The sequence below is a fragment of the Streptomyces sp. NPDC023527 genome (assembly GCF_055560115.1).
The window spans coordinates 144,411-169,636 of the sequence record NZ_JBVHJJ010000010.1 but is presented as its reverse complement, the minus strand read 5'-3'; the positions used below and the strand labels follow the sequence as shown (position 1 = coordinate 169,636).

The 25,226-nt window shown below is 74.1% G+C and carries 20 protein-coding genes and 1 pseudogene; 12 read left to right on the top strand and 9 right to left on the bottom strand.

Going from position 1 to position 25,226, the window contains the following annotated elements; translation table 11 throughout:
- The first annotated feature begins 42 nt into the window (after positions 1-42).
- The 6 genes and pseudogenes from egtA to ACZ303_RS20960 all read left to right on the top strand — a co-directional run bounded on the left by egtA (position 43) and on the right by ACZ303_RS20960 (position 5,441).
- On the top strand, positions 43-1,323 hold the full coding sequence (gene egtA, locus ACZ303_RS20985; protein WP_467341101.1) for an ergothioneine biosynthesis glutamate--cysteine ligase EgtA: 1,281 nt from the start codon (positions 43-45) through the stop codon (positions 1,321-1,323).
- Positions 1,320-2,645: an ergothioneine biosynthesis protein EgtB gene (gene egtB / locus ACZ303_RS20980; protein ID WP_467341100.1), complete on the top strand. Its 1,326-nt coding sequence runs from the start codon at positions 1,320-1,322 to the stop codon at positions 2,643-2,645. Before egtA ends, egtB begins: the two co-directional genes overlap by 4 nt.
- Positions 2,645-3,427 carry an ergothioneine biosynthesis protein EgtC gene (gene egtC / locus ACZ303_RS20975; RefSeq protein WP_467341098.1) on the top strand — a complete coding sequence of 261 codons (783 nt, stop codon included), beginning with the start codon at positions 2,645-2,647 and terminating at the stop codon, positions 3,425-3,427. Before egtB ends, egtC begins: the two co-directional genes overlap by 1 nt.
- Positions 3,424-4,398 (top strand): L-histidine N(alpha)-methyltransferase, encoded by a 975-nt coding sequence (gene egtD, locus ACZ303_RS20970; RefSeq protein WP_467341096.1) that lies wholly within the window; start codon positions 3,424-3,426, stop codon positions 4,396-4,398. Before egtC ends, egtD begins: the two co-directional genes overlap by 4 nt.
- Positions 4,399-4,420: 22 nt before the next feature.
- Positions 4,421-4,579 (top strand): annotated as a pseudogene (locus ACZ303_RS20965) (universal stress protein); the annotation flags it as partial.
- 250 nt (positions 4,580-4,829) lie between these two features.
- On the top strand, positions 4,830-5,441 hold the full coding sequence (locus ACZ303_RS20960; RefSeq protein ID WP_467341095.1) for a hypothetical protein: 612 nt from the start codon (positions 4,830-4,832) through the stop codon (positions 5,439-5,441).
- Between the two features lie 577 nt (positions 5,442-6,018).
- Here ACZ303_RS20960 and ACZ303_RS20955 read toward each other — a convergent pair.
- The 3 genes from ACZ303_RS20955 to ACZ303_RS20945 form a co-directional block, all read right to left on the bottom strand.
- Entirely contained in the window at positions 6,019-6,237 is a 219-nt protein-coding gene (locus ACZ303_RS20955) for a dodecin (RefSeq protein ID WP_467341093.1), read from the bottom strand.
- 93 nt (positions 6,238-6,330) lie between these two features.
- Complete coding sequence (locus ACZ303_RS20950; protein WP_467341091.1) at positions 6,331-7,413, bottom strand: phosphatidylinositol-specific phospholipase C domain-containing protein; 1,083 nt, start codon at positions 7,411-7,413, stop codon at positions 6,331-6,333.
- Positions 7,414-7,494: 81 nt separating this feature from the next.
- On the bottom strand, positions 7,495-8,817 hold the full coding sequence (locus ACZ303_RS20945) for an NAD(P)/FAD-dependent oxidoreductase (protein ID WP_467341089.1): 1,323 nt from the start codon (positions 8,815-8,817) through the stop codon (positions 7,495-7,497).
- A 254-nt stretch (positions 8,818-9,071) separates the two neighbouring features.
- Here ACZ303_RS20945 and ACZ303_RS20940 point away from each other — a divergent pair, with 254 nt between their 5' ends.
- Positions 9,072-9,761: a PAS domain-containing protein gene (locus ACZ303_RS20940; protein ID WP_467341087.1), complete on the top strand. Its 690-nt coding sequence runs from the start codon at positions 9,072-9,074 to the stop codon at positions 9,759-9,761.
- Here the strand turns inward: ACZ303_RS20940 and ACZ303_RS20935 are convergent.
- Positions 9,698-10,399, bottom strand: a complete 702-nt coding sequence (locus ACZ303_RS20935; RefSeq protein ID WP_467341085.1) for a (2Fe-2S)-binding protein — start codon at positions 10,397-10,399, stop codon at positions 9,698-9,700. The genes ACZ303_RS20940 and ACZ303_RS20935 overlap by 64 nt on opposite strands.
- Positions 10,400-10,564: 165 nt before the next feature.
- On the opposite strand from ACZ303_RS20935, the gene ACZ303_RS20930 reads away from it, so the two are divergent.
- The gene (locus ACZ303_RS20930; RefSeq protein WP_467341083.1) at positions 10,565-11,368 is read left to right on the top strand and encodes a maleylpyruvate isomerase family mycothiol-dependent enzyme; all 804 of its coding nucleotides are present in this window, start codon (positions 10,565-10,567) and stop codon (positions 11,366-11,368) included.
- 12 nt (positions 11,369-11,380) lie between these two features.
- Here ACZ303_RS20930 and ACZ303_RS20925 read toward each other — a convergent pair whose 3' ends face one another.
- Positions 11,381-12,625: a serine hydrolase domain-containing protein gene (locus ACZ303_RS20925; RefSeq protein WP_467341081.1), complete on the bottom strand. Its 1,245-nt coding sequence runs from the start codon at positions 12,623-12,625 to the stop codon at positions 11,381-11,383.
- 199 nt (positions 12,626-12,824) lie between these two features.
- Between ACZ303_RS20925 and ACZ303_RS20920 the strand changes: the two genes are divergently transcribed.
- Together ACZ303_RS20920 and ACZ303_RS20915 are read left to right on the top strand one after the other, a co-directional pair.
- The gene (locus ACZ303_RS20920; protein WP_467341079.1) at positions 12,825-15,161 is read left to right on the top strand and encodes a GH92 family glycosyl hydrolase; all 2,337 of its coding nucleotides are present in this window, start codon (positions 12,825-12,827) and stop codon (positions 15,159-15,161) included.
- 91 nt (positions 15,162-15,252) lie between these two features.
- Positions 15,253-16,674 carry an amino acid permease gene (locus ACZ303_RS20915; protein WP_467341077.1) on the top strand — a complete coding sequence of 474 codons (1,422 nt, stop codon included), beginning with the start codon at positions 15,253-15,255 and terminating at the stop codon, positions 16,672-16,674.
- 19 nt (positions 16,675-16,693) lie between these two features.
- Here ACZ303_RS20915 and ACZ303_RS20910 read toward each other — a convergent pair whose 3' ends face one another.
- The 4 genes from ACZ303_RS20910 to ACZ303_RS20895 form a co-directional block, all read right to left on the bottom strand.
- The gene (locus tag ACZ303_RS20910; protein WP_467341075.1) at positions 16,694-17,557 is read right to left on the bottom strand and encodes an Fpg/Nei family DNA glycosylase; all 864 of its coding nucleotides are present in this window, start codon (positions 17,555-17,557) and stop codon (positions 16,694-16,696) included.
- Between the two features lie 35 nt (positions 17,558-17,592).
- Complete coding sequence (locus ACZ303_RS20905; protein ID WP_467341073.1) at positions 17,593-18,732, bottom strand: FAD-dependent monooxygenase; 1,140 nt, start codon at positions 18,730-18,732, stop codon at positions 17,593-17,595.
- Positions 18,733-18,797: 65 nt separating this feature from the next.
- Positions 18,798-21,227: an excinuclease ABC subunit UvrA gene (locus ACZ303_RS20900; RefSeq protein ID WP_467341071.1), complete on the bottom strand. Its 2,430-nt coding sequence runs from the start codon at positions 21,225-21,227 to the stop codon at positions 18,798-18,800.
- Between the two features lie 166 nt (positions 21,228-21,393).
- On the bottom strand, positions 21,394-21,594 hold the full coding sequence (locus ACZ303_RS20895; RefSeq protein ID WP_467341069.1) for a hypothetical protein: 201 nt from the start codon (positions 21,592-21,594) through the stop codon (positions 21,394-21,396).
- A 209-nt stretch (positions 21,595-21,803) separates the two neighbouring features.
- Between ACZ303_RS20895 and ACZ303_RS20890 the strand changes: the two genes are divergently transcribed.
- Both ACZ303_RS20890 and ACZ303_RS20885 read left to right on the top strand, forming a co-directional pair.
- Positions 21,804-24,158 (top strand): Orn/Lys/Arg family decarboxylase, encoded by a 2,355-nt coding sequence (locus ACZ303_RS20890; protein ID WP_467341067.1) that lies wholly within the window; start codon positions 21,804-21,806, stop codon positions 24,156-24,158.
- A gap of 810 nt (positions 24,159-24,968) precedes the next feature.
- A complete protein-coding gene (locus ACZ303_RS20885) occupies positions 24,969-25,196 on the top strand; it encodes a hypothetical protein (RefSeq protein ID WP_467341066.1) in 228 nt (75 codons plus the stop codon).
- Positions 25,197-25,226 lie beyond the last annotated feature (30 nt).

The following is a 25,226-nucleotide window of genomic DNA, read 5'->3' as shown; positions in this document are numbered from 1 at the left end:
GGCTCCGCGGCGGCACGGACAACGGACAGGAGGTACCGGACAATGACCGACATCGCGTCCGACAGGGCGGGTCCATCCGACATCGTCGGCGAGGCGGAGGTGGACGCGCTCGTCCGCGGGATCTGTTTCAAGACCGGGCCACCGCGCCTGCTCGGCGTCGAACTGGAATGGCTCGTCCATGACCTGCGCGACCCCACCCGGCCCGTACCGCCGCCCGTGCTGGCGGCCGCCGCCGACCGCCTGCGCGCCCTGCCGCTGCGGTCCCTGATCACCGTCGAACCCGGTGGCCAACTGGAGTTCAGCTCCCGGCCCGCGGACTCCCTCACCGCCTGTGTGAAGGAGGTCTCCGCCGATCTGGCCGCCGCCCGTCCCGCGCTGCGCGACCTGGGGCTCGTCCTCGCCGGCTACGGCCAGGACCCCTGGCATCCCCCGCGCCGCGTCCTCGACACCCCCCGCTACCGGGCCATGGAGGCCTTCTACGACCGGCGCAACGACGCCGGCCGGACGATCATGTGCCGTACGGCGTCCGTCCAGGTCTGCGTCGACGCCGGGTTCGAGGAGCCGGGCCCGCTCGGCTTCGGCCGGCGCTGGCGGCTGGGGCACCTGCTGGGCGCGGTCCTCGTCGCCGCGTTCGCCAACTCCCCGCTGCACCGGGGCCGCCCCACGGGCTGGCGCTCCACCCGGCAGGCCGCCTACACGCGCGTCGACCCCGGACGCGCCCTGGCCCCGCCCGAGGGCCCCGATCCGCGGGCGGCGTGGGCGGCGTACGTCCTGGACGCGCCGGTGATGTGCCTGCGGTCCGACGACGGGCCCTGGGACGCGCCCGCGGGCCTGAACCTGCGCCGCTGGACGCGCGCCCCGCTGCTCCGGCCGCCCACGGCCGACGACGTCGCCTATCACCTGACCACGCTGTTCCCGCCGATACGGCCGCGTGGCCACCTGGAGCTGCGCATGATCGACGCGCAGCCCGGGGAGGACGGCTGGCTGGTGCCGCTCGCCGTGGCGGCCGCCCTGTTCGACGATCCCGTGGCGGCCGAGACGGCCTACCGCGCGGTGAAGGCCCTCGCGGACACGGCGGGACCCGAGCCGGCGCCGGCCAATCCGCTGTGGCGCAAGGCCGCCCGCCACGGCCTGTCCGACCCCGAGCTGCACACCGCCGCGGTCGGCTGCTTCGCCGCGGCCCGCGAGGCGCTGCCCCGGCTCGGCGCGCCGCCGCGCGTCCTCGACGCCGTCGACGCCTTCACCGAGCGGTACGTCGAGCGCCGCCGGTGCCCCGCCGACGATCTTCTCGACCATGTCCTCGGCAAGGAGAGCCGCACATGACCACCTCGGAGCTGGATCCCGAAACGCTCCGGCGGCGCGCGGGGGAGGCCCTGCGCGCCGCCCGGGAACGCACCCGCGCCCTCACCGACTGCGTGGACGAACGGGAGCTGACCGCCCAGCACTCCCCCCTGATGTCCCCGCTGGTGTGGGACCTGGCGCACATCGGCAATCAGGAGGAGCAGTGGCTGCTGCGCGCCGTGGGCGGCCACGAGGCGCTGCGGCCCGAGATCGACTCGGTGTACGACGCGTTCGAGCACCCGCGCGCCGAGCGCCCCGCGCTGCCGCTGCTGCCGCCCGCGGAGGCGCACGGCTATGTCGCGGACGTGCGTGACCGGGTGCTGGACGTCCTGGAGACGGCGCCGCTGCGCGGCGCCCCGCTGGTGGAGGCGGGCTTCGCCTTCGGCATGATCGCCCAGCACGAGCAGCAGCACGACGAGACGATGCTGATCACCCATCAGCTGCGCCGGGGGCCCGCCGCGCTCGCCGCCCCCGAACCACCGCCGGCCGGTCCCGACACGGCCCGGCTGCCGGCGGAAGTCCTCGTCGAGGGCGGCCCGTTCACGATGGGCACCTCCACCGAGCCCTGGTCCCTCGACAACGAGCGGCCGGCGCACCCGCGCTTCGTGCCGTCCTTCCTCATCGACACGCTGCCGGTCGACAACGGCGCGTACCTGCGGTTCATCGAGGACGGCGGCTACGACGACGCCCGCTGGTGGCACCCCGAGGGCTGGGAGCAGGTGCGCCGCCACGAGCTGCGCGCGCCGCTGTTCTGGCGGCGCGAGGGCGGCGGCTGGGTGCGGCGGCGGTTCGGGGTCGTGGAGCCCGTACCGCCGGACGAACCGGTGCTGCATGTGAGCTGGTACGAGGCCGCGGCGTACGCGGCGTGGGCGGGGCGGCGGCTGCCGAGCGAGGCGGAGTGGGAGAAGGCCGCCCGCCACGACCCGGCCTCGGGCCGCTCCCGGCGCTATCCGTGGGGTGACGCCGACCCCACGCCCGAGCACGCCAACCTCGGCCAGCGGCACCTGCGGCCGGCCCCGGTGGGTGCCTATCCGGCCGGTGACTCGCCGCTGGGCGTGCGGCAGCTGATCGGTGACGTGTGGGAATGGACGTCGAGCGACTTCCTGCCCTATCCGGGCTTCAGGGCGTTCCCCTACCGGGAGTACTCACAGGTGTTCTTCGGTGAGGCCCACAAGGTGCTGCGCGGTGGGTCGTTCGCCGTGGACCCGGTCGCCTGCCGCGGGACGTTCCGCAACTGGGACCTGCCGGTGCGCCGGCAGATCTTCGCCGGCTTCCGCACGGCGCGCGACGCGGAGCCCTCCTGATGTGCCGCCATCTTGCAGTCCTGGGCCCGGACTCCGCCATCGGCGCGACGGTCATGGAGCCGCCGTACGCGCTCTTCCGCCAGTCGTGGGCGCCGCGCCGGCAGCGGTTCGGCACGGTCAACGCGGACGGCTTCGGGGTCGGCTGGTACGCGCCGGGCGACCCGGTGCCGGCCCGCTACCGGCGGGCCGGGCCGATCTGGGCCGACCAGTCCTTCACCGACCTCGCCCGCGTGGTGCGCACCGGGGCGCTGCTGGCGGCCGTGCGGGACGCCACCGAGGCGAGCGCGGACGGCGAGGCCGCCGCGGCGCCGTTCACCGCCGGCCCGTGGCTGTTCAGCCACAACGGCGCGCTGCCGGGCTGGCCGGACTCCATGGCCGCGCTCGCCGGGCGGGTGCCGCCCGGCGATCTGCTGCGGCTGGCGGCGCGCTGCGACTCGGCGTTCGTGTGGACGCTGGTCGAGCAGCGGCTGCGCGGCGGCGAGAGCGCCGAGCGGGCGCTCGCCGACACCGTCGCCGACGTGGCCGCGGCCGCGCCCGGCGCCCGGCTCAACCTGCTGCTCACCGACGGCGCGACCATCACCGCCACCGCCTGGGGCGACACGCTGTGGTACCTGACCGGCCCGGACGGCCGGACGGCCGTGGCCTCCGAGCCCTACGACGACGACCCGCGCTGGACCGAGGCGCCCGACCGCACGCTGCTGACCGCCACCCGCACCGCGCTCGCCCTGACACCGCTGTCCGCGCACGCCCCGCACGTGCCGATCGAGGAGCCCGTTCTGTGAGCCCGTTCGCCCTGACCCGCACGCTCCCCCTCGACGCGACCGCCGCCGCCCTGCGCGCGGACGTCGCCACGGGGCTGACCCGCTCGCCCAAGGAACTGCCGCCCAAGTGGTTCTACGACGCCCGCGGCAGCGAACTGTTCGACGAGATCACCCTGCTGCCCGAGTACTACCCGACGCGCGCCGAACGGGAGATCCTCATCGCCCGCGCGGACGAGATCGCCGCGGCCACCCGAGCCCGTACGCTCGTGGAGCTGGGCTCGGGCTCCTCCGACAAGACCCGCCACCTCATCGGCGCGCTCGGCTCGCTCGACCACTACGTGCCCGTCGACGTCAGCGAGAGCGCCCTGACCGGCGCGGCCCGCACGCTGCTCGCCGACCATCCGGCGCTCACCGTGCACGCCCTCGTCGCCGACTTCCAGTACGGCCTCGCCCTGCCGGACACCCCCGGCCCGCGGCTGCTCGCCTTCCTCGGTGGCACGATCGGCAATCTGCGGCCCGCCGAGCGGGCGGTCTTCCTCGCCGCCGTCCGCGCCGAGCTCTCCCCCGGCGACGCGCTGCTGCTGGGCACCGACCTGGTCAAGGACGAGCGGACGCTGGTGGCCGCCTACGACGACGCGGCCGGGGTGACCGCCGCGTTCGACAAGAACGTCCTCACCGTCATCAACCGCGAGCTCGGCGCCGACTTCGATCCCGACGACTTCGACCACGTCGCCCTGTGGGACGCGAAGGAGGAGTGGATCGAGATGCGGCTGCGGGCCCGGCGCGCCCTCGTCGTCAAGGTCCCCGCGCTCGACCTCGCCGCCCACTTCGCGGCGGGCGAGGAGCTGCGCACGGAGGTCTCGGCGAAGTTCCGCCGCGAGGGGGTGCGGGCGGAGCTGGCGGCGGCCGGGTTCGCCCTGAGCCACTGGTGGACGGACCAGGAGGGCCGCTTCGCACTGTCCCTGTCCGTGCCGGTCGATCTGCCGGTGTGAGCAAGGACGTCGAGCGGACGGACGGCGACAGCCTGCCGACGGGCTGGTCCGGGCGGCCGACGACTTGACGGCGGACGCGGTGATCGTCGGCGCGTCCGAGCAGGCGGGGCACCGCATCGTCGGCTCGGTCGCGGTCCGCCTGGTGAAGGCGGGCCGGTGGCCGGTGACGGTGGTGCCGTAGCGGGCACTCGCCGGACACGACTAGGCTGCCTCCTTCCCACTGCACGCTGGGGGCGGGAGCGGAGACCGGGTGGAAGGCGGAGCATCGTCGATGGCGGATCCAGAAATGGGAATTTGCAGCCACAGTTTGACGATTTGGTCCATTTAAAGACATTTGATCATCCGTCAGCGCGCGCAGTGCGTCGTATTTCCCTAGGTTGAAGGCTGTCAGGCGGGGAATCTCTCCCCCTGCAAACCGAAGGAAGTACCTCATGCGCACCATGCGCAACACGGCCACTGTCCGGACCTTCCTGATCGCCGCGATCGCCGTAGCCGGCTTCACCGTCGCGCCCGCTCTCGCCTCCGCCCAGTCCGGTACGGGAAGCGCCCGGACTCACAACGCCGCCGGAGCCCCCGGAAGTAACGGCGCCAACGGGGTCGGGACCCTCGGCGGTATCGGCGGCCTCGGTGGCACCGGTGGCGCCGCGGGTGCCAACGGCAACGGAGGCACCGGAGGCGCCGGTGGCAACGCCACCGGCATCGCGAGCGTCGGCGGGGCCGGGGGCGCGGGCGGCGCGGGGGGCGCCAACGGCAACGGCGGTAACGGCGGCTACGGCGGAGAGGCCAAGCTCGGCGGCACCGGTGGCAAGGGTGGCGTCGGCGGTGTCGGCGATGCCGGTGCCGGTATCGCCGGTGGTAAGGGCGGCAACGGCGGCGCCTCCATCGTCGGTGGCGGCCACACGGGCGGCACGGGTGGGGCCGGCGGTGCGGCCAGCCCTGTGTGCCCGGGCAAGCCCGGCGGTAACGGCACCGCCGCCACGCTACTCGCGGACGGCACCACCGGTGCCACCGGCGCTGCCGGCAAGACCACTCTCCCCTGCTGAACAACTCCCGTGAACGGGTCACCGCGGCACGACAGAAGCCCGGATCCGGAGCACCACACACCGTGACTACTGAACACTGACGCGCAGCCAGTGAAGTACGGGACCCGGACGAGTGCCCAGCTGAGATGCCTCAGCCGGGCACTTTCCGTTGTACGCGGTCTGCCCGCACGCCGGCCCCGTGCGGCCACCGGAGCGCCGGCGGAGGCCCGCAATGCCTGGGACCGGTGTGGCTTGGGAAGGCAGACGGTTCTCGGCCTCCTGGTCAAGCCGCGAGCCGCTCGATGTCACCCTCGTCTCACCTGATCACGGCGGGGATGTCTGGGCGGTTGGTGGACGACGAGTCGGCGGCGAAGATCGTCATCGTCGACAACCGTTCCAGCGATCTTGCCGGTTACGACAGTGTGCTTCTGGCCGACATCCTCGATGAGCTGCCCGACCTCGACTGCACGGGCTACGACCAGGACGCGCGCAGCTCAGCCAGCGCGTGGTCCCCACCCTCGTGCGGGGCGTCGCAGTGCGGCCACGGGTCGTCGGCGGGCCACAGCGGTGGCCCGCCGATCGAACTGTCGTGGACCCTTCAGTCGCCGTCGTCCAGGCGGAAGCCGACCTTCAGCCCCACCTGGTAGTGGCCGATCGCGCCGTTCTCCACGAAGTGGCCCCGGATCTGCGTGACCTCGAACCAGTCGAGGTTCCGGAGGGTCTGCGCGGCGCGGGTGAGGCCGTTGCGGATGGCGGCGTCCACGCCGTCCGGCGCGGAACCGACGATCTCGGTCACGCGATAGGTGTGGTTCGTCATCGTGCGTCTCCAGGCGGTGGCCGGTCCGGACTCCACCACCGTGGCGCACCCGGCGGCGCGCCGCGAGGCGAGCGCCGCCGTTGGCGTCAGGGGCTAGCCCCGGGGCCGTACCAGCGAGAGGACCTGCGGCAGCGGGTACCAGTCGGCGGTGGCGAAGCTGGCGTGGGCCCTGGCGAGGAGGGCGACGCGGTCGCGGGCCTGGGGTTCGGTGGGGCGGGTGATGTCGATGGCGGGCGGCACCTTGTGCGCGTCCGTCATGACGACGAGGTAGTGACGGCTGTCGTACCAGGCGGTGTCGATGCCACCGTTGACGTACGTGCTCGCGTCGCCGTCGAAGAGGACGAACCACGGGCGGAGGGCCGCGTCGGTGTAGCGCGTGCGCGGGTCCCCGGTGGCCGCGCCGTGCACGGCCGGGAAGGCGGCCGCCTGCCGCAGGCGGCCGGCGGCGGCGAGGTCGCGCAGGTGGCCCGCGTACTCCCGGTCGGTCCAGAGCCGGTCGGCGGGGTTGTTCTCCTCCAGCGTGCCGGGGATCAGCTCCACGACGAACTTGCCCGCGAGCGCGGACCGGGCGGGCCAGCCGTTCGCCCGTACGGCCGCGTCGAGGGTGGCGCCCTTGGCGTCGCCGGTGAGGTCGGCGGGGCGGTAGAGGGCGTCGCCGAGCTTCTCGGTCAGCAGCGCGTCCAGTTCGGCCGGGCCGCGCCCGCTGTCGGCGTTGAAGCCGTCCTTCATCTCCACCTTGAGCAGCACCGGCCGGTGACCGGGGTGGGCGTCGTGCCAGGCCCGGATGTCGGCGAGGCAGCCGGCGAGCGGCTGGTTGCGGGCCTTGGTCCGCAGCTCGGCGGGGGTCGTGGCGCCCTCGCAGTTGTTGTCGTTGCGCAGCGGGCTCCCGTGGGAGACCCGGAAGGAGCGGCCGCCGAAGCCGTTGGTCCATACGTCGAGTTCGAGGAGCGAGGCGCCGGAGTCGAGGGCGTCGGCGAAGTAGGGGTACTTGGCCTTGTCGTAGGCGTTGTGGACGCCCACGGAGGTGGTGGCGGAGTACGCGGACCCGTCGGCCCTGTCGGCCCCGCCGGTTTCCGCGCCGGCCGGTGCCGCCGACACGGCCAGGGCGGCGGCCCCGGCCGTGAGCCCGATCACCGCTCTGTTCACTGCTCCGCGTACGACCAGGCGTGCGCCCACGTCCCCCACCGCTTTCGTTCATCTCGCCGATATGAGCGAGAGGCAGGGTACGTGAGCAACACCTATTGTTCGAACGTGGGTTCAGTCCCGGTCGTACGGGGTCCGGGCGATCTCCGGGATCTCGGTGTCCAGGGGGACGGACCCGGAGCGTACGAGCCCGAGCTGGACGCCCTGGCGCGGCAGCACCGCGTCCAGCAGCCAGTCGGCCGCGACCCGGATCCGATTGCCGGGCATGGCCGCCAGATGGTAGCCGCGGGTGACGGCGTTGGCGAGCGGGCCGGAGAGCGGGATGTGCAGCGGGTTGGCCGCCGCCTGCACGCCGCCCAGGTCGACGGTGAACCCGAGGTCGCGGTGCTTGTACGGGCGGCGCGCCCCGCGCCCGTAGGAGGCGGCGACGTTGCGGGCGACGGCCTTGCCCTGGCGCTGGGCGTGCTGGGCGGTCATGGGGGTGAGCTCACCGGGACGGGTGAGGTCGGGGACGGCCGCGGCGTCGCCGCACGCGAAGACCTCCGGGTGGCCGGGGACCGTCAGGTATTCGTCGACGCACAGCCGGCCCCGCTCGGTGGGCAGGCCCATGCCCTCGACCAGCGGGTCGGGGCGTACCCCGACGCACCAGATGAGCGAGCGCGTGGCGAGGAACTCGCCGTTGTCGAGCCGGACGCCCTCATGTGTCGCCTCCTTGACGGACGTTCCGGTGAGGACCTCCACACCGCGGGCGCGCAGCACCTTGTCGGCGGTGTGCGAGAGCCGCTCGTCCAGGCCGGGCAGCAGGCGGGGCGCGACGTCGATGAGCAGCCAGCGGGCGCGTACGCCCATGGCCCGCAGGGCGCTGTTGCGGCGTACGAGGGCGTCGGTGACCAGGACGCCGTGGGCGGCGACCTCGGTGCCGGTGTAGCCCGCTCCGACGACGACGAACGTCAGCCGGGCGGCGCGTTCCTCCGGGTCGGTCGCGACGCCGGCCAGCTCGGTCTGGCGGATGACGTGGTCGCGGAGGTAGAGCGCCTCGGGCATGCCCCGGAAGCCGTGCGCGTGCTCGGCGACGCCGGGGATGGGCAGCAGCTTGTTGACGCTGCCGACGGTCAGGACGAGCCGGTCGTAATCCAGCTCGCCGCGCCCGCCCTCGGGGTCGACGTACTCGATCCGGCGGCCGTCCAGGTCGACGGTGTCGACGTGGCCGAGGACGAGCCGGACCCCCGGCAGGGTCCCGGTCAGGGAGACCGAGACCCGCCGGGGTTCGAGGACACCGGCGGCGACCTCGGGCAGCAGGGGCAGGTACAGGAAGTAGTCGTTGGGGTTGATCAGCACGATCTCGGCAGCGCCGCGCGCCGTGCGCGACAGCTCCCGGGCGGCGTGGTAGCCGGCGAATCCGGCTCCGACGATCACGATGCGGGCTCGGCTGCTCACTGACGGCTCCTGGGTCGGGTGCGTCCGGTGGCGGGGCGAGTGCCACTGCCGGGTGACGGGGCGAGTACGGCTGTCGTTCCGGGTAACCGGCGCGCGCCGCGCTCAAACGCGCCGTCAACAAGCCCTGCCGCTCGTATACATAACTGCATGATTGTGCAGTGGTTCGGGGCGTGACGCTCCCGCGCGCGGCGTGCCGGGCAAGCACTGGACGGGCCCTTGGACGGGCGCGGAACGAGCGAGGGGCCGGTACGAGCGTGGGCGGCGACGAATTCATCAGCTGGCGCAACCATTTCCTGCTGCTGCTCGACCGGATCCCGACCCCGATCGCCATCTGCCGGGCGGACGGCGAGGTCACGCTCGCCAACCCGGCGATGGCCGCCGAATGGGGCACGGCACCCGTCCGGCTGCGCGGCCGCAACCTCCAGGACCTGTTCCGGCCGCGCGCCCCCGGTCGGCTGGACCGGCACATCGAGGCGCTGCGGCTGGGCCGCCGGCCGCGCCATCCCATCGAGGTGCGCTGGCTGGTGGGCATGGACGGCGTCGAGCGGGAGGGCGAGCTGCTCGTGGACCCGGTCGGCGAGGCGTTCCCGGCGAGCCCGATGCTGCTGGCGGTGTTGCGCGTACGGGCCGAGCAGGTGCCGCGTCAGGTCGAGCCGATGGCGGAGGTCAGCGGGGTGGAGGGGCACATCCTCGCGCTGGCCGCCGCCGGGGCCACGACGGCGGCCATCGGCAAGGCCGTGGGGCTGACCGTGGACGGCGTCAACTACCACTTGACCCGGCTCACCCGGCGGTGGCGGGTGCCCAACCGTACGGCGCTGGTGGCGAAGGCGTACGTCCTGGGCGTGCTCTCCGTCCGCGAGTGGCCGCCGGCCCCGGCGTCTCAGCGGCGGGGGGCGTGCCGCAGTACGCAGTCGCCGCACATCCCACCGGGCAGGACGCGGTAGTACAGGCAGCAGGTCGTGCGGACGAAGGACGGGCGGCCCCGGCTGCCCAGGGTGCCGGTGTCGCGCAGGAGGGGGTCCTCCAGGAGTGCCCGGGTCAGGGCGAGCGCGCGGGCCGCGGTCCCCGGCCGGTCGTGCTCGCGGCACCAGGTGTGCAGCACCCCCAGGGCGCCCGCCAGGGACGAGCCGGCGTTGCCCCACAGCAGCCGGCCGGAGACGGGGACGACGGCGCGCGTGTGGAGGTGCAGGGTGCTCAGCGGCCCGTGCAGGACGTGGGTGCCGATCAGCGCCGCGAGTCCCGTGAGGTCCGGGGCGGGCGGCAGGGCGGTCGGGTGCGGCAGCCACAGATCGTCCGGGGCCGTACGGGCGGGGTGCCATCGGAGCCGGCCGTCGGCGAGGTCGGGGACCCGCCCGGTCCGCGCGGCCGAGCCGAGGGCGATGGACAGCAGCCGTCCCGCGATGCCCTGGAAGGCGATGGAGGCGGCGACGCGCCGGTCCGCCGTCCCCAGCCGCTCCGCCACGATTCCGACGCGGGCCCGTACGGCTTCCTCGTCCAGGGGGAGGTAGCCCTCGTAGGCGAGCGCGCGGTCGTCTTCGGTCCGCAGGGTGAAGAACGGGCCGACTGCTGGATCGTGGGTCATCGCACCTGGCCGGGAGAGGGGACGCGGCGGAATCGCAGTGTCCCAGACGGCTCGCGGGGGTGCGTGGCCCAGGTGCCGGTTCTCGGAGGTGGTGGCTGTGGCAGGCTGCGGGGAGGCGCCCGGCCGGTCAGGTCGCCGGGCCGGAGGAGCGGGAAGCGCAGCGAAGTGAATACGTCGGATCATTCAGGCCGTCCGGGTTGGACATCCGCCCCCGCCGTCCACCGCGACGCCGTCGCGGCGGAGACCGCGAGGTTCGTGGCGGCCGTCAAGGGCGCCGACCCGGCCACGCCGGTGCCCACCTGTCCGGGTTGGACGCTCGTCGACCTCGTCAGGCACGCGGGCAGCGTGCAGCGCTGGTTCTCCGTCCTGCTGCGTCAGCTCGTCCAGGAACCACCGCGGAGCCGCGACGTGGAGCTGCGGCTGCCGGCGAGCGAGGACGGCTACGCCGACTGGCTGACGGCGAGCGCGGCCGAGGCGGAGAGCGCGTTCGCCACCTTCGACCCGGACGCCCCGATGTGGGCGTGGGGCGCCGATCAGCACGCCAGGTTCTGGGTGCGGCGCATGCTGTTCGAGACCCTGGTGCACCGCGTCGACGCGGAACTCGCGCTCGGTCTGCGGCCCGTGATCGACCGCGACCTGGCGGCCGACGGAGTGGACGAGTTCCTGGTCAACCTGCCCTTCGCCGCGTTCTTCGCCCCCGGGGTGGCCGACCTGCGGGGCGAGGGCGAGACCCTCGCCTTCCGGTGCACCGATACGAGCGGGCACTGGCTGGTCCGGCTCCGGCCCGACGGCTTCGGGCTCGTCCCGGACCCCGAGGGCGCCGAGGCGCCCGCCGACGCCACCGTCCGGGCGTCCGCCGCGGATCTGCTGCTGCTGATGTACGGCCGCGCCGACCGCCGCTCGAACGCCTTCGAGGTGCTCGGGAACGAGGACCTCCTGACGCTCTGGTCCGCCAACTCCGCGTTCTGAGTCGCCGGTGGTTCAGGGGGCCGCCGGCCGGCAGAGGAGATCCTCGATGAGGTGGCGCAGGGCGCGTTGCGCCGTGATCAGTGGATCGGGGTCGGCGCTGGTGCCGGTGGCGGTGACGACGACGGACCGGCGTCCCCCGTCGGTGACGCCGGTCCTGACGGAGCTGCCCTCCACGTCACCGCCGTGTCCCCACTGCGTGATGCCGCAGGGCAGCGGCTGGCTCATCAGCCCCAGCCCGTAGCGCAGCCCCGGCAGCAGCAGTTGGAAGCCCCTGCTGGTGGCCGGCACGGTCCGGCGCATCTCGGCGAGCTGGGCGGCGGGCAGCAGGCGGCCGGTGAGCAGCGCGGTGAGGAAGCGGTCCAGGTCGTCCGCGGTGGTGACGATGGTGCCCGCCGCGCCGGCCAGGGACAGGTTCCGCACGGTGGTGTCGACCCATGCCGGGGAGTCGGAGAACCGGTGGTAGGTGTGGGCGTGGGGTGCGGGCAGGTACGGGGTGTCGCCGGGCTCGTACGTATGGGTGAGGCGCAGCGGGCGGACGACGCGGTCCCGCACCGCCGCGGGCCAGGGCCGGCCGGTCGCCTTCTCGATGATCAGGCCGAGGAGGAGGTAGTTGGTGTTGGAGTACGACCAGCGCGGCTCCGTCTCCAGCGGCCCGGCGGGCGGGAAGCCCGGCGGGTGCAGCAGGGCCGCGGCGATCTCGTCCCGGGGGCTGACGTGGGCGAGCCGGTGGCGCTCGAAGTGGGCCACCGTGTCGGGGATGTCGTCGGCGAAGTCGTGGAGGCCGCTGGTGTGCTGGAGCAGGTTCCGCACGGTGATGCGGCGGCCGTCGTTGCCGTGGCCCCGGACCAGGCCGGGCAGCCACTCCTCCACCGTATCCGCCGGTGAGAGCCGTCCCTCGGCGGCCAGCTGAAGGATCACCGTGGCCACGAACACCTTGGTGACACTGGCCGCCCGGAAGAACGCCGTGCCGGGAACGGGCCGGCCGCCGCCCAGCTCCGCCTCACCGGCGCTCGCCCGCAGGACGTGCCCGCCGGTGCGGACCCGGACGGCGAGCCCGACGAACCCGCCCTCGCGGCGGGCCTTCTCCACCGCCGTGCCGAGCTCCTCCCGCGCGGACGCGGGCGGCGGCCCGGCGGTCGCGGTCGGCGACGCCGGGGCGGCGAGCAGGGCGCCCAGCAGGGCGGCGGCCAGCGCCGCGGAGACCGCGAGGCGGAGCCGGGGGCTGACTGCCGGTCGGGTACCGGTGGAGACCGTCACGCTGCCACTGTCGCGGATCACCTCGGCGGCTGCCAGTGACGCCCCCGCGGGGCCGCCTCGCTCTCGCTCGGATGAGCCGCTGAGGCGCGGGGCGCCACACCAGGCGCGTGGAGCATCATGACAGCGTGTCAACCTCTCTGTACTCTCGGCTGACAACGATGTCGGAGCCAGACGGAGCGTCACCCGAGGGGCGTGGGACATGAGATGGACCGGACACCTGGGACCGCGCTGCGGTGCGGCCGCGCTCGCCCTCGCGGCGGTGCTGGGCTCCACCGGGCTCCTGCCCCCGCGGCAGGCCGCCGCGGCCGAGGACCTGACCGGGCTGGTCAATCCCTTCATCGGCACGCAGAACGAGGGCAACACCTTCCCCGGCGCCGCCGTCCCGTTCGGCATGGTGCAGCTCTCCCCCGACACCGGGCACAGCACCGGCTACGACTACAAGCACAACCGCATCCGCGGCTTCAGCGCGGTGCACCTCTCCGGAGTCGGCTGCCGCATCGGCGGTGACCTGCCCGTCCTGCCCACCACGGGCGAGGTGACGCGGACCGACAACGCCCGCTACGCGGCGACGTTCGACCACCGCGACGAGACGGCCCGGCCCGGCTACTACCGCGTCGGCCTCTCCGGCGGGGTCACCGCCGAGCTGACGGCGACCGCGCGCACCGGCCACCAGCGCTACACCTTCCCCGCGACCGACAAGGCCAACGTCCTGCTCAACACCGGGCAGTCGCTGCACCGCACGGTCTCCACCACCGTCGAGGTGCTCGACTCGCGCACGGTCCGCTCGGCCATCACCGGCCGCGGCTTCTGCCAGGACACCCGCCCGTACACCCTCTACACCCTCACCCGCTTCGACCGCCCCTTCAGGGCGTACGGCACGTGGAAGGACGACAAGGTCACCGCGGGCTCCAAGTCCTCCACCGGCACCGGCCGCAACGGCGCCTGGGTGCGCTTCGACACCACCGACGACCGGACCGTCGAGGCGACCACCGCGATCAGCTACGTCGACGCCGACGGCGCGGCGGCCAACCTCGGCGCGGAGGACGGCGCCTTCGACCGCACGCAGCGGGCGGCACGGGCCGCGTGGGAGCGGCGCCTGGACGGCGTACGGACCCGGGGCGGCGGCGCCACGCTGCGCCGGACGTTCTACTCCTCGCTGTACCGCTCGTTCCTGGCCCCCAACATCGGCGGCGACGTCGACGGGCGCTACCGGGGCTGGGACCAGAAGCCGCACCGCGCCGAGGGGTTCACGTACTACCAGAACTGGTCGCTGTGGGACACCTACCGCACCCAGGCGCAGCTGCTGGCGCTGCTCGCGCCGCGCGAGTCGCGGGACATGGCGCTGTCGGTGCTGCGCGTGGACGCCGAGGGCGGCTGGCTGCCCAAGTGGGGCTACGGCACGGTGGAGACGAACATCATGACCGGTGACCCGGTGACGCCGTTCCTCACCAACGCCTACCAGCACGGGCTGCTGACCGGCCATGAGGAGGAGGCGTACCGGGCGCTGCGGAAGAACGCGGACGGGGTGCCGCCCGCGGGGTCGCCGGCGGTCGGCCGGGACGGCAACACGCAGTACATCGAGCACGGTTACGTCCCCTACCTCCCCGACCGGCCCCGGTCGAAGCCGGGCGACTCCGACTTCCAGCAGGGCGCCTCGGCGACGCTGGAGTACGCGCTCGCCGACGCGGTGCTCGCCCGGATGGCCAAGGACCTGGGCCACGACCGGGACGCGGAGCGCTACGCGGCCCGCTCCCGGAACTACCGCAAGATCTACGACCCGGGCACCGGCTTCTTCCGGGCGCGCGGCGCGGACGGCGCGTTCGCCGGGCCGGCCGACCCGGCGAAGAGCGTCGGTTTCCACGAGGGCACCGCCTGGCAGTACCAGTGGCTGGTGCCGCAGGACCTGCCCGGGATGGTCGAGCTGATCGGCGGCCGGCAGGCGGCCGACGCCCGGCTCGACTCCTTCTTCGCCTACGACCGGCTGCTGAAGGATCCGGCGCGGACCGCCCGCGAGGTGTGGGTCCACGGTCCGTACGACTACTACAACGCGGACAAGTACAACCCGCAGAACGAGCCCGACCTCATCGCGCCGTACACCTATCTCTCCACCGGCCGGCCGTGGAAGACCACGGACGTGGTGCACGCCGCGCTCACCCTCTTCACGGACGCGCCGACCGGGATGACCGGCAACGACGACCTGGGCACGATGTCGGCGTGGATGGTGCTGTCCGCCATCGGTGTCTATCCGGTGCAGCCGGGCGGGGACGCGTGGGGGCTGAGCACTCCGGTGTTCGAGCGGGTGGACCTGCGGCTGGACCGGCGCTGGTATCCGAACGGAGGCTTCACGGTGACCGCGCCGGGGACCTCGGACACCGACCGCTACATCCGGTCGGCCCGGCTGGACGGGAAGCCCTACGGGCGAACGTATCTGACGACCCGGCAGCTGATGCGGAACGGCCGCCTGGACTTCACCGTCGGTCACTCCCCGTCCGACTGGGGCACGGGGCGCTCGGCCGGGGCGCCCGCCATCGGCTGAACCACGCGGCGGGTGCGGGGCGGCGCCTTCCGTCGTCGCCCCCGCTCCGCGAGGATGACCCGCCGTCAGCGTCGACGAGAGGACACATCACATGGCCGGGCTCCGGGCGGGTGAGGGCGTACTGCGCCGCAAACCCATCGAGACGATCGAGGAGGGCGGCGCCGACGAGCGTCTGACCCGGACGCTGGGGCTGTGGCAGCTCACGGCGATCGGGGTGGGCGGCATCATCGGCGCGGGCATCTTCAGCCTCGCGGGCACGATCGCCAATGGCGTGGCGGGGCCGGCCGTACTGATCTCCTTCCTGATCGCGGGCATCGCGAGCGCGGCGGCGGCCTTCTCCTACGCGGAGTTCGCCGGGCTCATCCCGCGCGCCGGGTCGGCCTACACCTACGGCTATGTGGTCCTGGGCGAGCTGGGCGGCTGGTTCATCGGCTGGGACCTGCTGCTGGAGTACACGGCGATCGTGGCGGTGGTGGCGATCGGCATCTCCGGCTACATCAACTTCCTGCTCGGGGAGGCCGACGCCGAGCTGCCGCAATGGATGCTGGGCGCCCCGGGCACGGGCGACGGTCACCGGGTCGATCTCTTCGCCGCGGTGCTGTGCCTGCTGATCGCCTACACGCTCACCCTGGGCATCAAGAACGCGGCCCGCTTCGAGACGATCGTGGTCGTCCTGAAGGTGATCGTCGTGGCGGTCGTCGTCGTGGTGGGGTTCTTCCATGTGAAGTCCGCCAACTACGAGCCGTTCTTCCCGTTCGGGGTGAGCGGGGCGTTCACGGGCGCGGCCACGGTGTTCTTCGCGGTCTTCGGCTACGACGCCATGTCGACGGCGGCCGAGGAGTCCAAGGACGCGCAGCGCCACATGCCCAAGGCCATCCTGTACTCGCTCGCGATCTCGATGGTGCTGTACGTGCTGGCGTGCCTGGTGCTGACCGGCATGCAGAACTACACGGAGATCGACAAGGAGAGCGGCTTCTCCACCGCCTTCAAGTCGGTGGGGCTGGGCGCCCTGGCGGACGTCATCGCGGTCGGGGCGATCATCGGCATCCTCACGGTGATGTTCACCTTCATGCTCGGTGTGACGCGCGTGTGGTTCTCGATGAGCCGTGACGGACTGCTGCCGCACTGGTTCGCCAAGACCCACCCGACGCGGCACGTGCCGACGCGCGTGACGTGGATCGTGGGTGTCGCGTCGGCGGCGATCGCGGGCTTCATCCCGATCGGTGAGGCGGCGGAGCTGACCAACATCGGCATCCTGCTGGCGTTCGCGGTGGTGTGCGCGTCGGTGATCGTGCTGCGCTACAAGCGGCCGGAGCTGCCGCGCGCGTTCCGCTGCCCGGCGGTGCCTCTGGTGCCCGCGATCGGGGTCGCGGCGTCGATCTGGCTGATCACCTATCTGGCGTGGCAGACGTGGGTGCGGTTCGCGGTGTGGTTCGCGGTGGGCCTGGTCGTCTATTTCGCCTACTCCTACCGGCACTCGGCGCTGGCACGGGCCGGAACGCCCAAGGAGTAGGTCCCAGGAGCGGGACGGCTCACTTCAGCAGGCGGGACAGCCTCCGGTCGGCCAGGGGCTTCCCGCCTGTCTGGCAGGTGGGGCAGTACTGGAGCGAGGAGTCGCTGAAGGAGACCTCGCGGATGGTGTCGCCGCAGACCGGGCAGGGCTGACCGGTGCGGCCGTGCACCCGCAGCCCGCTCTTCTTCTCCGCCTTCAGCTCCTTCGCGGCGTGCCCGCGCGCCCGCTCGACGGCTTCCCGCAGCGTCGTGCCGAGCGCCTCGTACAGGGCGGCGGTCTCCGGCGGGGTCAGGCTCGCGGCGAGCTTGAAGGGGGACATGCGCGCGGCGTGCAGGATCTCGTCGGAGTAGGCGTTGCCGATGCCGGCGATCACGCTCTGGTCGCGCAGGACGCCCTTGAGCTGGCGGCGCTCGTCGCGCAGCAGCGCGGCGAAGGCGTCGAGGGTGAAGTCCGGGGCGAGGGGGTCGGGGCCCAGGCGCGCGATGCCGGGTACGTCCGCCACCTGGCGCACGCAGTGCACGGCGAGCCGCTTCTGGGTGCCCGCCTCGGTGAGGTCGAAGCCCGCGCCGTCGGTCAGCCGCAGCCGCAGCGCCAGGGGGCCCTTGCCGGGGCGCGGCGGGGCGTCGGGGAGGCGGTCGTGCCAGCGCAGCCAGCCGGCGCGGGCGAGGTGGCAGGCCAGGTGCGGGCCGCCGTCGGTGGCGAGGTCCAGGAACTTGCCGTACCGGCGCACGCCGGTGACCGCGCGGCCCTCCAGCTCGCCGAGCGGCGGGTCGTAGGTCTTGAGGACGCTCACGGCCACGGGGAGCACCGTCTGGACCGTGCGGCCGACGACGTGCTCGGCCAGGAACCCGGCGAGGGCCTCGACCTCCGGCAGCTCCGGCATGCCTCCAGTCTGCCGCAGCGGTCGGGGGCGGCAAGTCAGCGGGCGGGGGCGTCCCAGTCGACGCGGTAGCCGGTGAGCCACTCGCCGCCGTCCGCGCCGCGCGCCCCGGGGGTCGGCCGGGGGCGGTCCGCGAGGCCGGCGCTCATGGCCACGACGCGCTCGACGCGCTCGCGCCGCAGCCGCTCGTACGCCTCGAACGCCCGCCGCGCGTCGGGCAGGTCCCGCAGGCAGCGGGCCAGGACGACGCCGTCCTCGATGGCGATGGACGCGCCCTGGGCGGCGTTGGGCGCGGTGGCGTGGACCGCGTCGCCGACCAGGACGGTGCGGTCGTCGTGCCAGACGGGGGTGGTGGGCATGTCGTAGGTGTTCATGCCGACGACGGCGCCGGTCGAGGAGACGATGGCGGCGGCGGGAGAGCGGTCGGCCGCGAGGGCCTCGGCGGCGATCCGCCGCCACCGGGCGGGTGCGGCGGGCCCGGACGGGGGCGGCTCGGTGCGGCGGATGTTGGCGAACCAGTGGGTGGTGCCGTCGGGTCCGGTGGTGCAGCCGAAGAACGCCCGCCGGCCGAAGATCATGCGGTAGGTGCGGGGCGGGGCGCGGTGGCCGGTGTCGCGGGTGCTGCCGCAGACGGTGGCGTAGCCGGTGTAGCGGGGCGGTGGCGCGTGCGGGTCGAGGAGGGCGCGGGTGGTGGAGTGGATGCCGTCGGCGCCGATGAGCAGGTCGCCCTCGGCGCGGGTGCCGTCCGCGAAGGACGCCACGACCGTGCCGGCGCGGCCGGTGGTGGCGTCGACGAGGCGCTTGCCGTACTCGACGGATATGCCGCGGCGGACGGCCTCGTCGTGCAGGGCGCGGTAGAGGGCGGAGCGCTGGAGGGTGCGGGGGCTGAGCTCCGGGTCCCGGGAGCCGGCGATGGGGTACGTGCCGAGCGGCTCGCCCGTGTCGCCGAGGAACTCCACGGCGTCGGCGGGGAAGGACCTCTCCCGCACGGGCCGCTCGGCGTCGACGGCGCGCAGCGCGGAGAGCCCGTTGGCGAAGAGGACGAGGAACGCTCCGAGGTGGTCGGCGCCGCCGCGGGGGTACGCCTCGTGGACGACCGCGTCGATGCCGGCGCGGCGCAGGGCCATGGCGGTCACGGGGCCGGCGATTCCGCCGCCGATGATCAGGGCGCGGGTCATGTCCCTCCGTCGTCGTCGAGTGCCGGACAGACTGGGTCCAGTCTGTCCGGCACTCGAGGACAAGCCTAGGGGCGCAGCGCCGCCGCGAGGTAGGGCGCCGTCACGCTTCCGGCCGCCGCCGCCACCTCCCGTGGCGATCCCGCGGCCACGACCCTGCCGCCCTCCGCGCCGCCGCCCGGGCCGAGGTCGATGACATGGTCGGAGCCGGCCGCCACGGCCATGTCGTGCTCCACGACCACGACCGTGTTGCCCGCGTCGACCAGTCCGTGCAGCTGACGCAGCAGCAGTTCCGTGTCCGCCGGGTGCAGTCCGGTCGTGGGCTCGTCCAGTACGTACAGCGTGTGGCCGCGGTGCGCGCGCTGGAGCTCCGTGGCGAGCTTGATGCGCTGGGCCTCGCCGCCGGACAGCTCCGTGGCGGGCTGGCCCAGGCGCAGGTAGCCGAGGCCGACGTCCTGGAGCGTGCGCAGGCTCCGCCGCGCGGCGGGCACGTCGGCGAGGAAGTCGGCGGCGGCGTCGACGGTCAGGTCGAGGACATCGGCGACGTTCGCTCCCCGGTAGGTGATCCGCAGCGTCTCGGGGTTGTAGCGGGCGCCCCGGCAGGCGGTGCACGGTGCGTAGCTGCCGGGCAGGAAGAGGAGTTCGACGGCGACGAACCCCTCGCCCTGGCACTCCTCGCAGCGCCCGCCGGCGACGTTGAAGGAGAACCGGCCCGCGGTGTGGCCGAGCGCGCGGGCGCCGTCGGTCGCGGCGAAGACCTTGCGCACCGCGTCGAACAGGCCCGTGTAGGTGGCGAGGTTGGAGCGCGGGGTGCGCCCGATGGGCTTCTGGTCGACGCGTACGAGCCGGTGGACGGCGTCGAGGCCCTCGGTCGGCTTGCGCGCGCCGCCGTCCGTGGTGCCGGCCAGGTGGTCGGCGACGGTGTCGGCGAGGACCTGGCCCACCAGCGTCGACTTTCCCGAACCGGACACGCCGGTGACGGTCGTGAAGAGGCCGAGCGGGACGTCCACGTCGAGGTCGCGGAGGTTGTGGCGGGTGACGCCGCGCAGGCGCAGCGCGCCGGAGGGTTCGCGGGGCGTACGGGAGGGCGCGGCGGCGTCGGGGGAACCGCCGGGGAACAGGAAGCGGCGGGTCGCCGCCTCCTCGACGTGGGCCAGGCCCGCGACGGGCCCGCTGTAGAGGACCCGGCCGCCGTGCTCCCCCGCGCGCGGGCCCACCTCCACGATCCAGTCGGCGCGGCGTACGACGTCCAGGTGGTGCTCGACGACGAACAGGGAGTTCCCAGCAGCCTTGAGCCGGTCCAGGACGGTGAGCAGCGCGGCGCTGTCGGCGGGGTGCAGGCCCGCCGAGGGCTCGTCGAGGACGTACACGACGCCGAAGAGGCCCGAGCGCAGCTGGGTGGCGAGGCGCAGCCGCTGGAGCTCGCCGGCGGACAGGGTCGGGGTGGGCCGGTCCGTGCTGAGGTAGCCCAGGCCCAGTTCGGTGAGCACCTCGATCCGGGCGAGGAGGTCGGTGGCGAGGGTGGCGGCCGCGCCGTCGCCCTGGCACGCCGGGCGCAGGGCGCGGGCGAGGCCGGAGAGCGGCAGGGCGGCGAGGGCGGCGATGTCCTGCCCGCCGAAGGTGACGGCCAGCGCCTCGGGCCGCAGCCGCCGGCCCCCGCACACCGGGCACGCCCCGCTGACCAGGTGCCGCTCGGCGCGGGCCCGCAGCGGGGCGCTCTTGGAGTCCGCGACGGTGTGCAGCACATAGCGCTTGGCGCTCATGTAGGTGCCCTTGTACGGGCGTTGGATGCGCTCGGCGTCGCGGACGGGGTGCACGGTGACGACCGGCTGTTCGTCGGTGAACAGGATCCAGTCGCGGTCGGCGCGCGGCAGCTCGCGCCAGGGGCGGTCGATGTCGTGGCCGAGCGCGGCGAGGATGTCGCGGAGGTTCTTGCCCTGCCAGGCGCCCGGCCAGGCGGCGACGGCTCCGTCGCGGATGGACAGCGACGGGTCGGGGACCAGGGACTCCTCGGTCACCCGGTGCACCTTGCCGAGGCCGTGGCACTCCGGGCAGGCCCCGGCGGCCGTGTTGGGCGAGAAGGCGTCGGAGTCCAGCCGCGCGGCTCCCTCCGGATAGCTGCCGGCGCGGGAGAACAGCATGCGCAGGGAGTTGGAGAGGGTGGTGACGGTCCCGACGGAGGAGCGCGAGGTGGGCGCGGACCGCCGCTGTTCGAGCGCGACGGCGGGCGGCAGCCCGGTGATCTCCTCGACCTTCGGCGCGCCGACCTGGTGGATCAGCCGCCGCGCGTACGGGGCGACGGACTCGAAGTAGCGCCGCTGCGCCTCGGCGTAGACGGTCCCGAACGCGAGCGAGGACTTCCCGGAGCCGGAGACGCCGGTGAAGACGACGAGCGCGTCGCGGGGGATGTCGACGTCGACGGCCTGGAGGTTGTGTTCCCGGGCACCGCGGACCCGGACGTAGGGGTCATGGGCGGACCCGCCGGCGGGGGTGGTCATGGGGCTCGTCTCCGCGGGTCGGCGCTGTGCGTACGGTTCGGCCCGATTTTACCGCTCTCCGTCGGCGCGACCCTCCCGCCGTCCAGGGCGACCACCCGCCCGGCGAGGGCGGCTGTGTCCGGGTCGTGGGTGATGAGGATCAGCGCGGGGCCGTCCGGGGCGTGTCTCAGGGTGTCCAGCAGGCGGAGGACCCGCGTCGGGCTTCACGTACGGTCTCTCCTCGGGCGGTGGCGGGGGCGGGTATGGAGGCGGGCGCGCGGACGGTCGGGGACGCGGGCGCCGTCGTCGGGCGTACGCCGAGGCCGGCGCGGTCGCCGGTGCGTACGGTGCCGTCGGTGCCGCCGATGCCCTGCCAGGGGGCGGTCAAGGCGTATGGTCGACGGCGTCGTGCCGGGGGCGGATGTGCGGTGCGCGGGGGCGGGGCTGCCGGAGGTGTGACGGGGGACCCTCCGTTCCAGAGGTCCCTCCGTCGGGTGGTTTGGCCGCACACGGGCCATCCGGCCGAACTCCCCTGCGGAGACTGGCGGGAGACGATCCGCTGGTCCCAACTCCGGGATCACGAACGGGGGGAACGAGATGGCCGCCGGCACAGTCCTGTTCGCGCTGCGCGAGGACCCGCTCGGAGAGAGCTCCCACGGCGAACAACTGCGCCGGATCCGCAAGGCCGTGGAGGCGCACGGCCCGGAGGTGCGCTGGGCACGCACGGAGGCCGACGCGCGGGCGGTGCTGCGGACGGAGGCCGGACTGGCGGCCGCGGTCGTGGCGTGGGACCTCTCCCCGGGCAAAGGCGACGGCGACGTGCCCGGGGGAGCGGCGGTGCTGCGGGAGATCGGCCGGCGCTTCAAGAACCTGCCGGTGCTGCTCGTCATGTCGGACGGCGCCGACGAGGACCTCGACCGCCTGCCGCTGTGGGTGTCGGAGAGCGTGGTCGGCTATGTCTGGCCGCTGGAGGACACCCCGGCGTTCATCGCCGGCAGGATCGTCAGCGCGGCGCGCGCCTACAGCGAGGCCGTGCTGCCGCCGTTCTTCAAGGCGCTGCGGCGGTTCGACGACGCGCACGAGTACTCCTGGCACACCCCGGCCCACGCCGGCGGCGTCGCCTTCCTGAAGTCCCCCGTCGGGCGCGCCTTCTTCGACTACTACGGGGAGCGGCTGTTCCGCAGCGATCTGTCGATCTCGGTCGGGGAGCTGGGGTCCCTCTTCGAGCACACGGGCCCGATCGGGGACGCCGAGCGCAACGCCGCCCGGATCTTCGGCGCCGACCGCACCTACTTCGTCCTCCACGGCGACTCCACGGCGGACCGCATGGTCGGCCACTTCTGCGTCTCCCACGACGAGATCGCGCTGGTCGACCGCAATTGCCACAAGTCCGTGCTGCACGGCCTGATCCTGTCCGGCGCCCGCCCGGTCTATCTCGTCCCCACCCGCAACGGCTACGGACTGGCCGGGCCGCTGCCCCCGGCCGAGATCGGGGCGGCGGCGGTCGCGGACCGCATCGCCCGCAATCCGCTGGCCCAGGGCGCGGTGTCGCCCGGGGCGGAGTACGCCGTGCTCACCAACTCCACGTACGACGGGCTCTGTTACGACGCCGTACGGGTCGCCCGCGAGCTGGCGCCCAGCACCCCTCGGCTCCACTTCGACGAGGCGTGGTTCGCGTACGCGCGCTTCCACCCCCTCTACGCCGGGCGGTACGGCATGTCCGTGGGCGCCGACACCTTCGACGCGCCGGAACGCCCCACGGTCTTCTCCACCCAGTCCACGCACAAGCTGCTGGCCGCGCTGTCGCAGAGCGCCATGGTGCACGTCAAGCCCTCGCCCCGGGCTCCGGTGGAGCACGAGCGCTTCAACGAGGCGTTCATGATGCACGGCACGACGTCGCCGCTCTACCCCGCCATCGCCTCCCTCGACGTGGCCGCCGGGATGATGGACGGCCCGCAAGGGCACTGGCTGATCGACGAGGCGGTCACCGAGGCCGTCCGGTTCCGCCAGGCCGTGGTCCGCACCGGGCAGCGCATCGCGGCCGCCGGGGACCGGCCCGGCTGGTTCTTCGGCGTCTGGCAGCCCGACACCGTGACCGATCCGGCCACCGGCGAACAGCACGCCTTCGCCGACGCCCCCGCCGAGCTGCTGCGGACCCAGCCGTCCTGCTGGCAGCTGGAGCCGGGGGCCGACTGGCACGGCTTCCCCGGCCTCGGCGAGGGCTACTGCCTGCTGGACCCGGTCAAGGTCACGCTCACCTGCCCCGGCATCACCGCCGCCGGCGAGACGACGGACCAGGGAATCCCCGCCCGGATCCTGACGGCCTATCTGGCCACCCGGAACATCGTGGTGGAGAAGACCGACAGCTACACCACACTCATCCTCTTCTCCATGGGCATCACGAAGGGCAAGTGGGGAACGCTGCTGGACGCCCTGATGGACTTCAAGGCGCTCCACGACACCGACGCGCCGCTCGACCAGGTGCTGCCCGACCTCCTCGCGCAGTACCCGCGGCGCTACGACGGGATGTCGTTGAGCGAGCTGTGCCGGTCCATGCACGACCACCTGCGCGCCGCCGATCTGGTCACCCTGCTGGACACGGCGTTCCAGAAGCTGCCGGAGCCGGTCGCGCCACCCCAGTGGTGCTACCAGCAACTCATCCGCTCGGGGACGGAGCGGGTCCGGATCGCCGACGCCGCCGGGCGCGTGGCGGCGGCCATGGTCACGGTCACACCGCCCGGGATCCCCGTGCTGATGCCCGGCGAGTCCGTGGGCGGTCCCGACGGGCCGTTGCTGCGCTATCTCGGCGCCCTGGAGTCCTTCGACCGGGAGTTCCCCGGCTTCCGCAGCGAGACCCACGGCGTCACGGTGGATCCCGACACCGGCGACTATTTGATCGAATGCGTACGTCAGGACCGGCCGTATCCGGCCACGTCCGGGTCTCGGCTCTGACGCGCGGCTGTTCCGGTGAGGGGATGGCTGAGAGCGGGAGGCGGGGTGGCGTCGGCCGCGGCCGTCGTGCTCGCGCTGGCGGGCACGGCGACCGCGGACGAGTTGGGCGCGCACGCGGTGATCGGCGGTGCGCCGGTGACGGCCGTCGTCGACGGCCTGCCGAGGCTGCTGCCCGACCACCCTCCTTCGCACGTCACCGTGAGCGCGCTGGGCGGCGCGGTGAACGCGGAGGTGGTCGACAACGGCAGGGGGTGCCTGAACATCAACGCGCAGGCGCCCGCGACCGACGCGGAAGTGTGGCTGAACTGCCGCAGGCAACGACCGGGGCCCCCGGCGCCGCCCGCACCACCGGCTCCGGCGCCGCCCGCACCCGCACCACCCGCGCCCGCACCTCCGGCGCCTCCCGCTCCGGCGCCTCCCGCCCCCGCTCCCGCGCCGCCCGGTCCGGGGGCACCCGCGCCCGGCGCACCGCCCGCGCCCGGGCCCGGGGCTCCACCGGCGCCGGCCCCCGCGCCGCCCGCTCCCGGGGCTCCTCCGGCCCCGGCCCCTCCCCCGGCCGCGCCACCGCCGGCCCCCGCGCCCGCGGTGCCCGCGCCCGTACCTCCCGCACCGGCTCCGGCCGTACCCCCGGCCCCGGCACCACCGGCGCCCGCACCCCCGGCACCTCCCGCGCCCGCGGCCCCTGGGGCGCCCGCTCCCCCGGCGCCCGTACCACCGCTCGTCCCTGCCGGGCCCGCCCCCGGGCAGCCCGGGCCCGCGCCCGCCCCGGCTCGGCCAGGGCCCGTCCCCATCGGAAGCGAGCCGTCCGACGTGCCGCCCTCCACCCCCGCCCGGCCGCCTTCGACACCGGTACCGACCCCGCCGCCCACGCGTCCGCCGTTCTCTCCCCGCCACTCGTACCGCAGTGCCCTCGCGACCGAGGGCAAGAAACAGGACCACGGCACCTCGCTGGTCACGTCCACCCTGCTGGTCACCGCCCCGGCCGTACTGGCCGCCGCGCTGCTGCGCCCGCGCTCCCTGGGCCGCCGGTCCCGCTGATCCCGGCCGGGCACCGCCCGGCCACCGCCC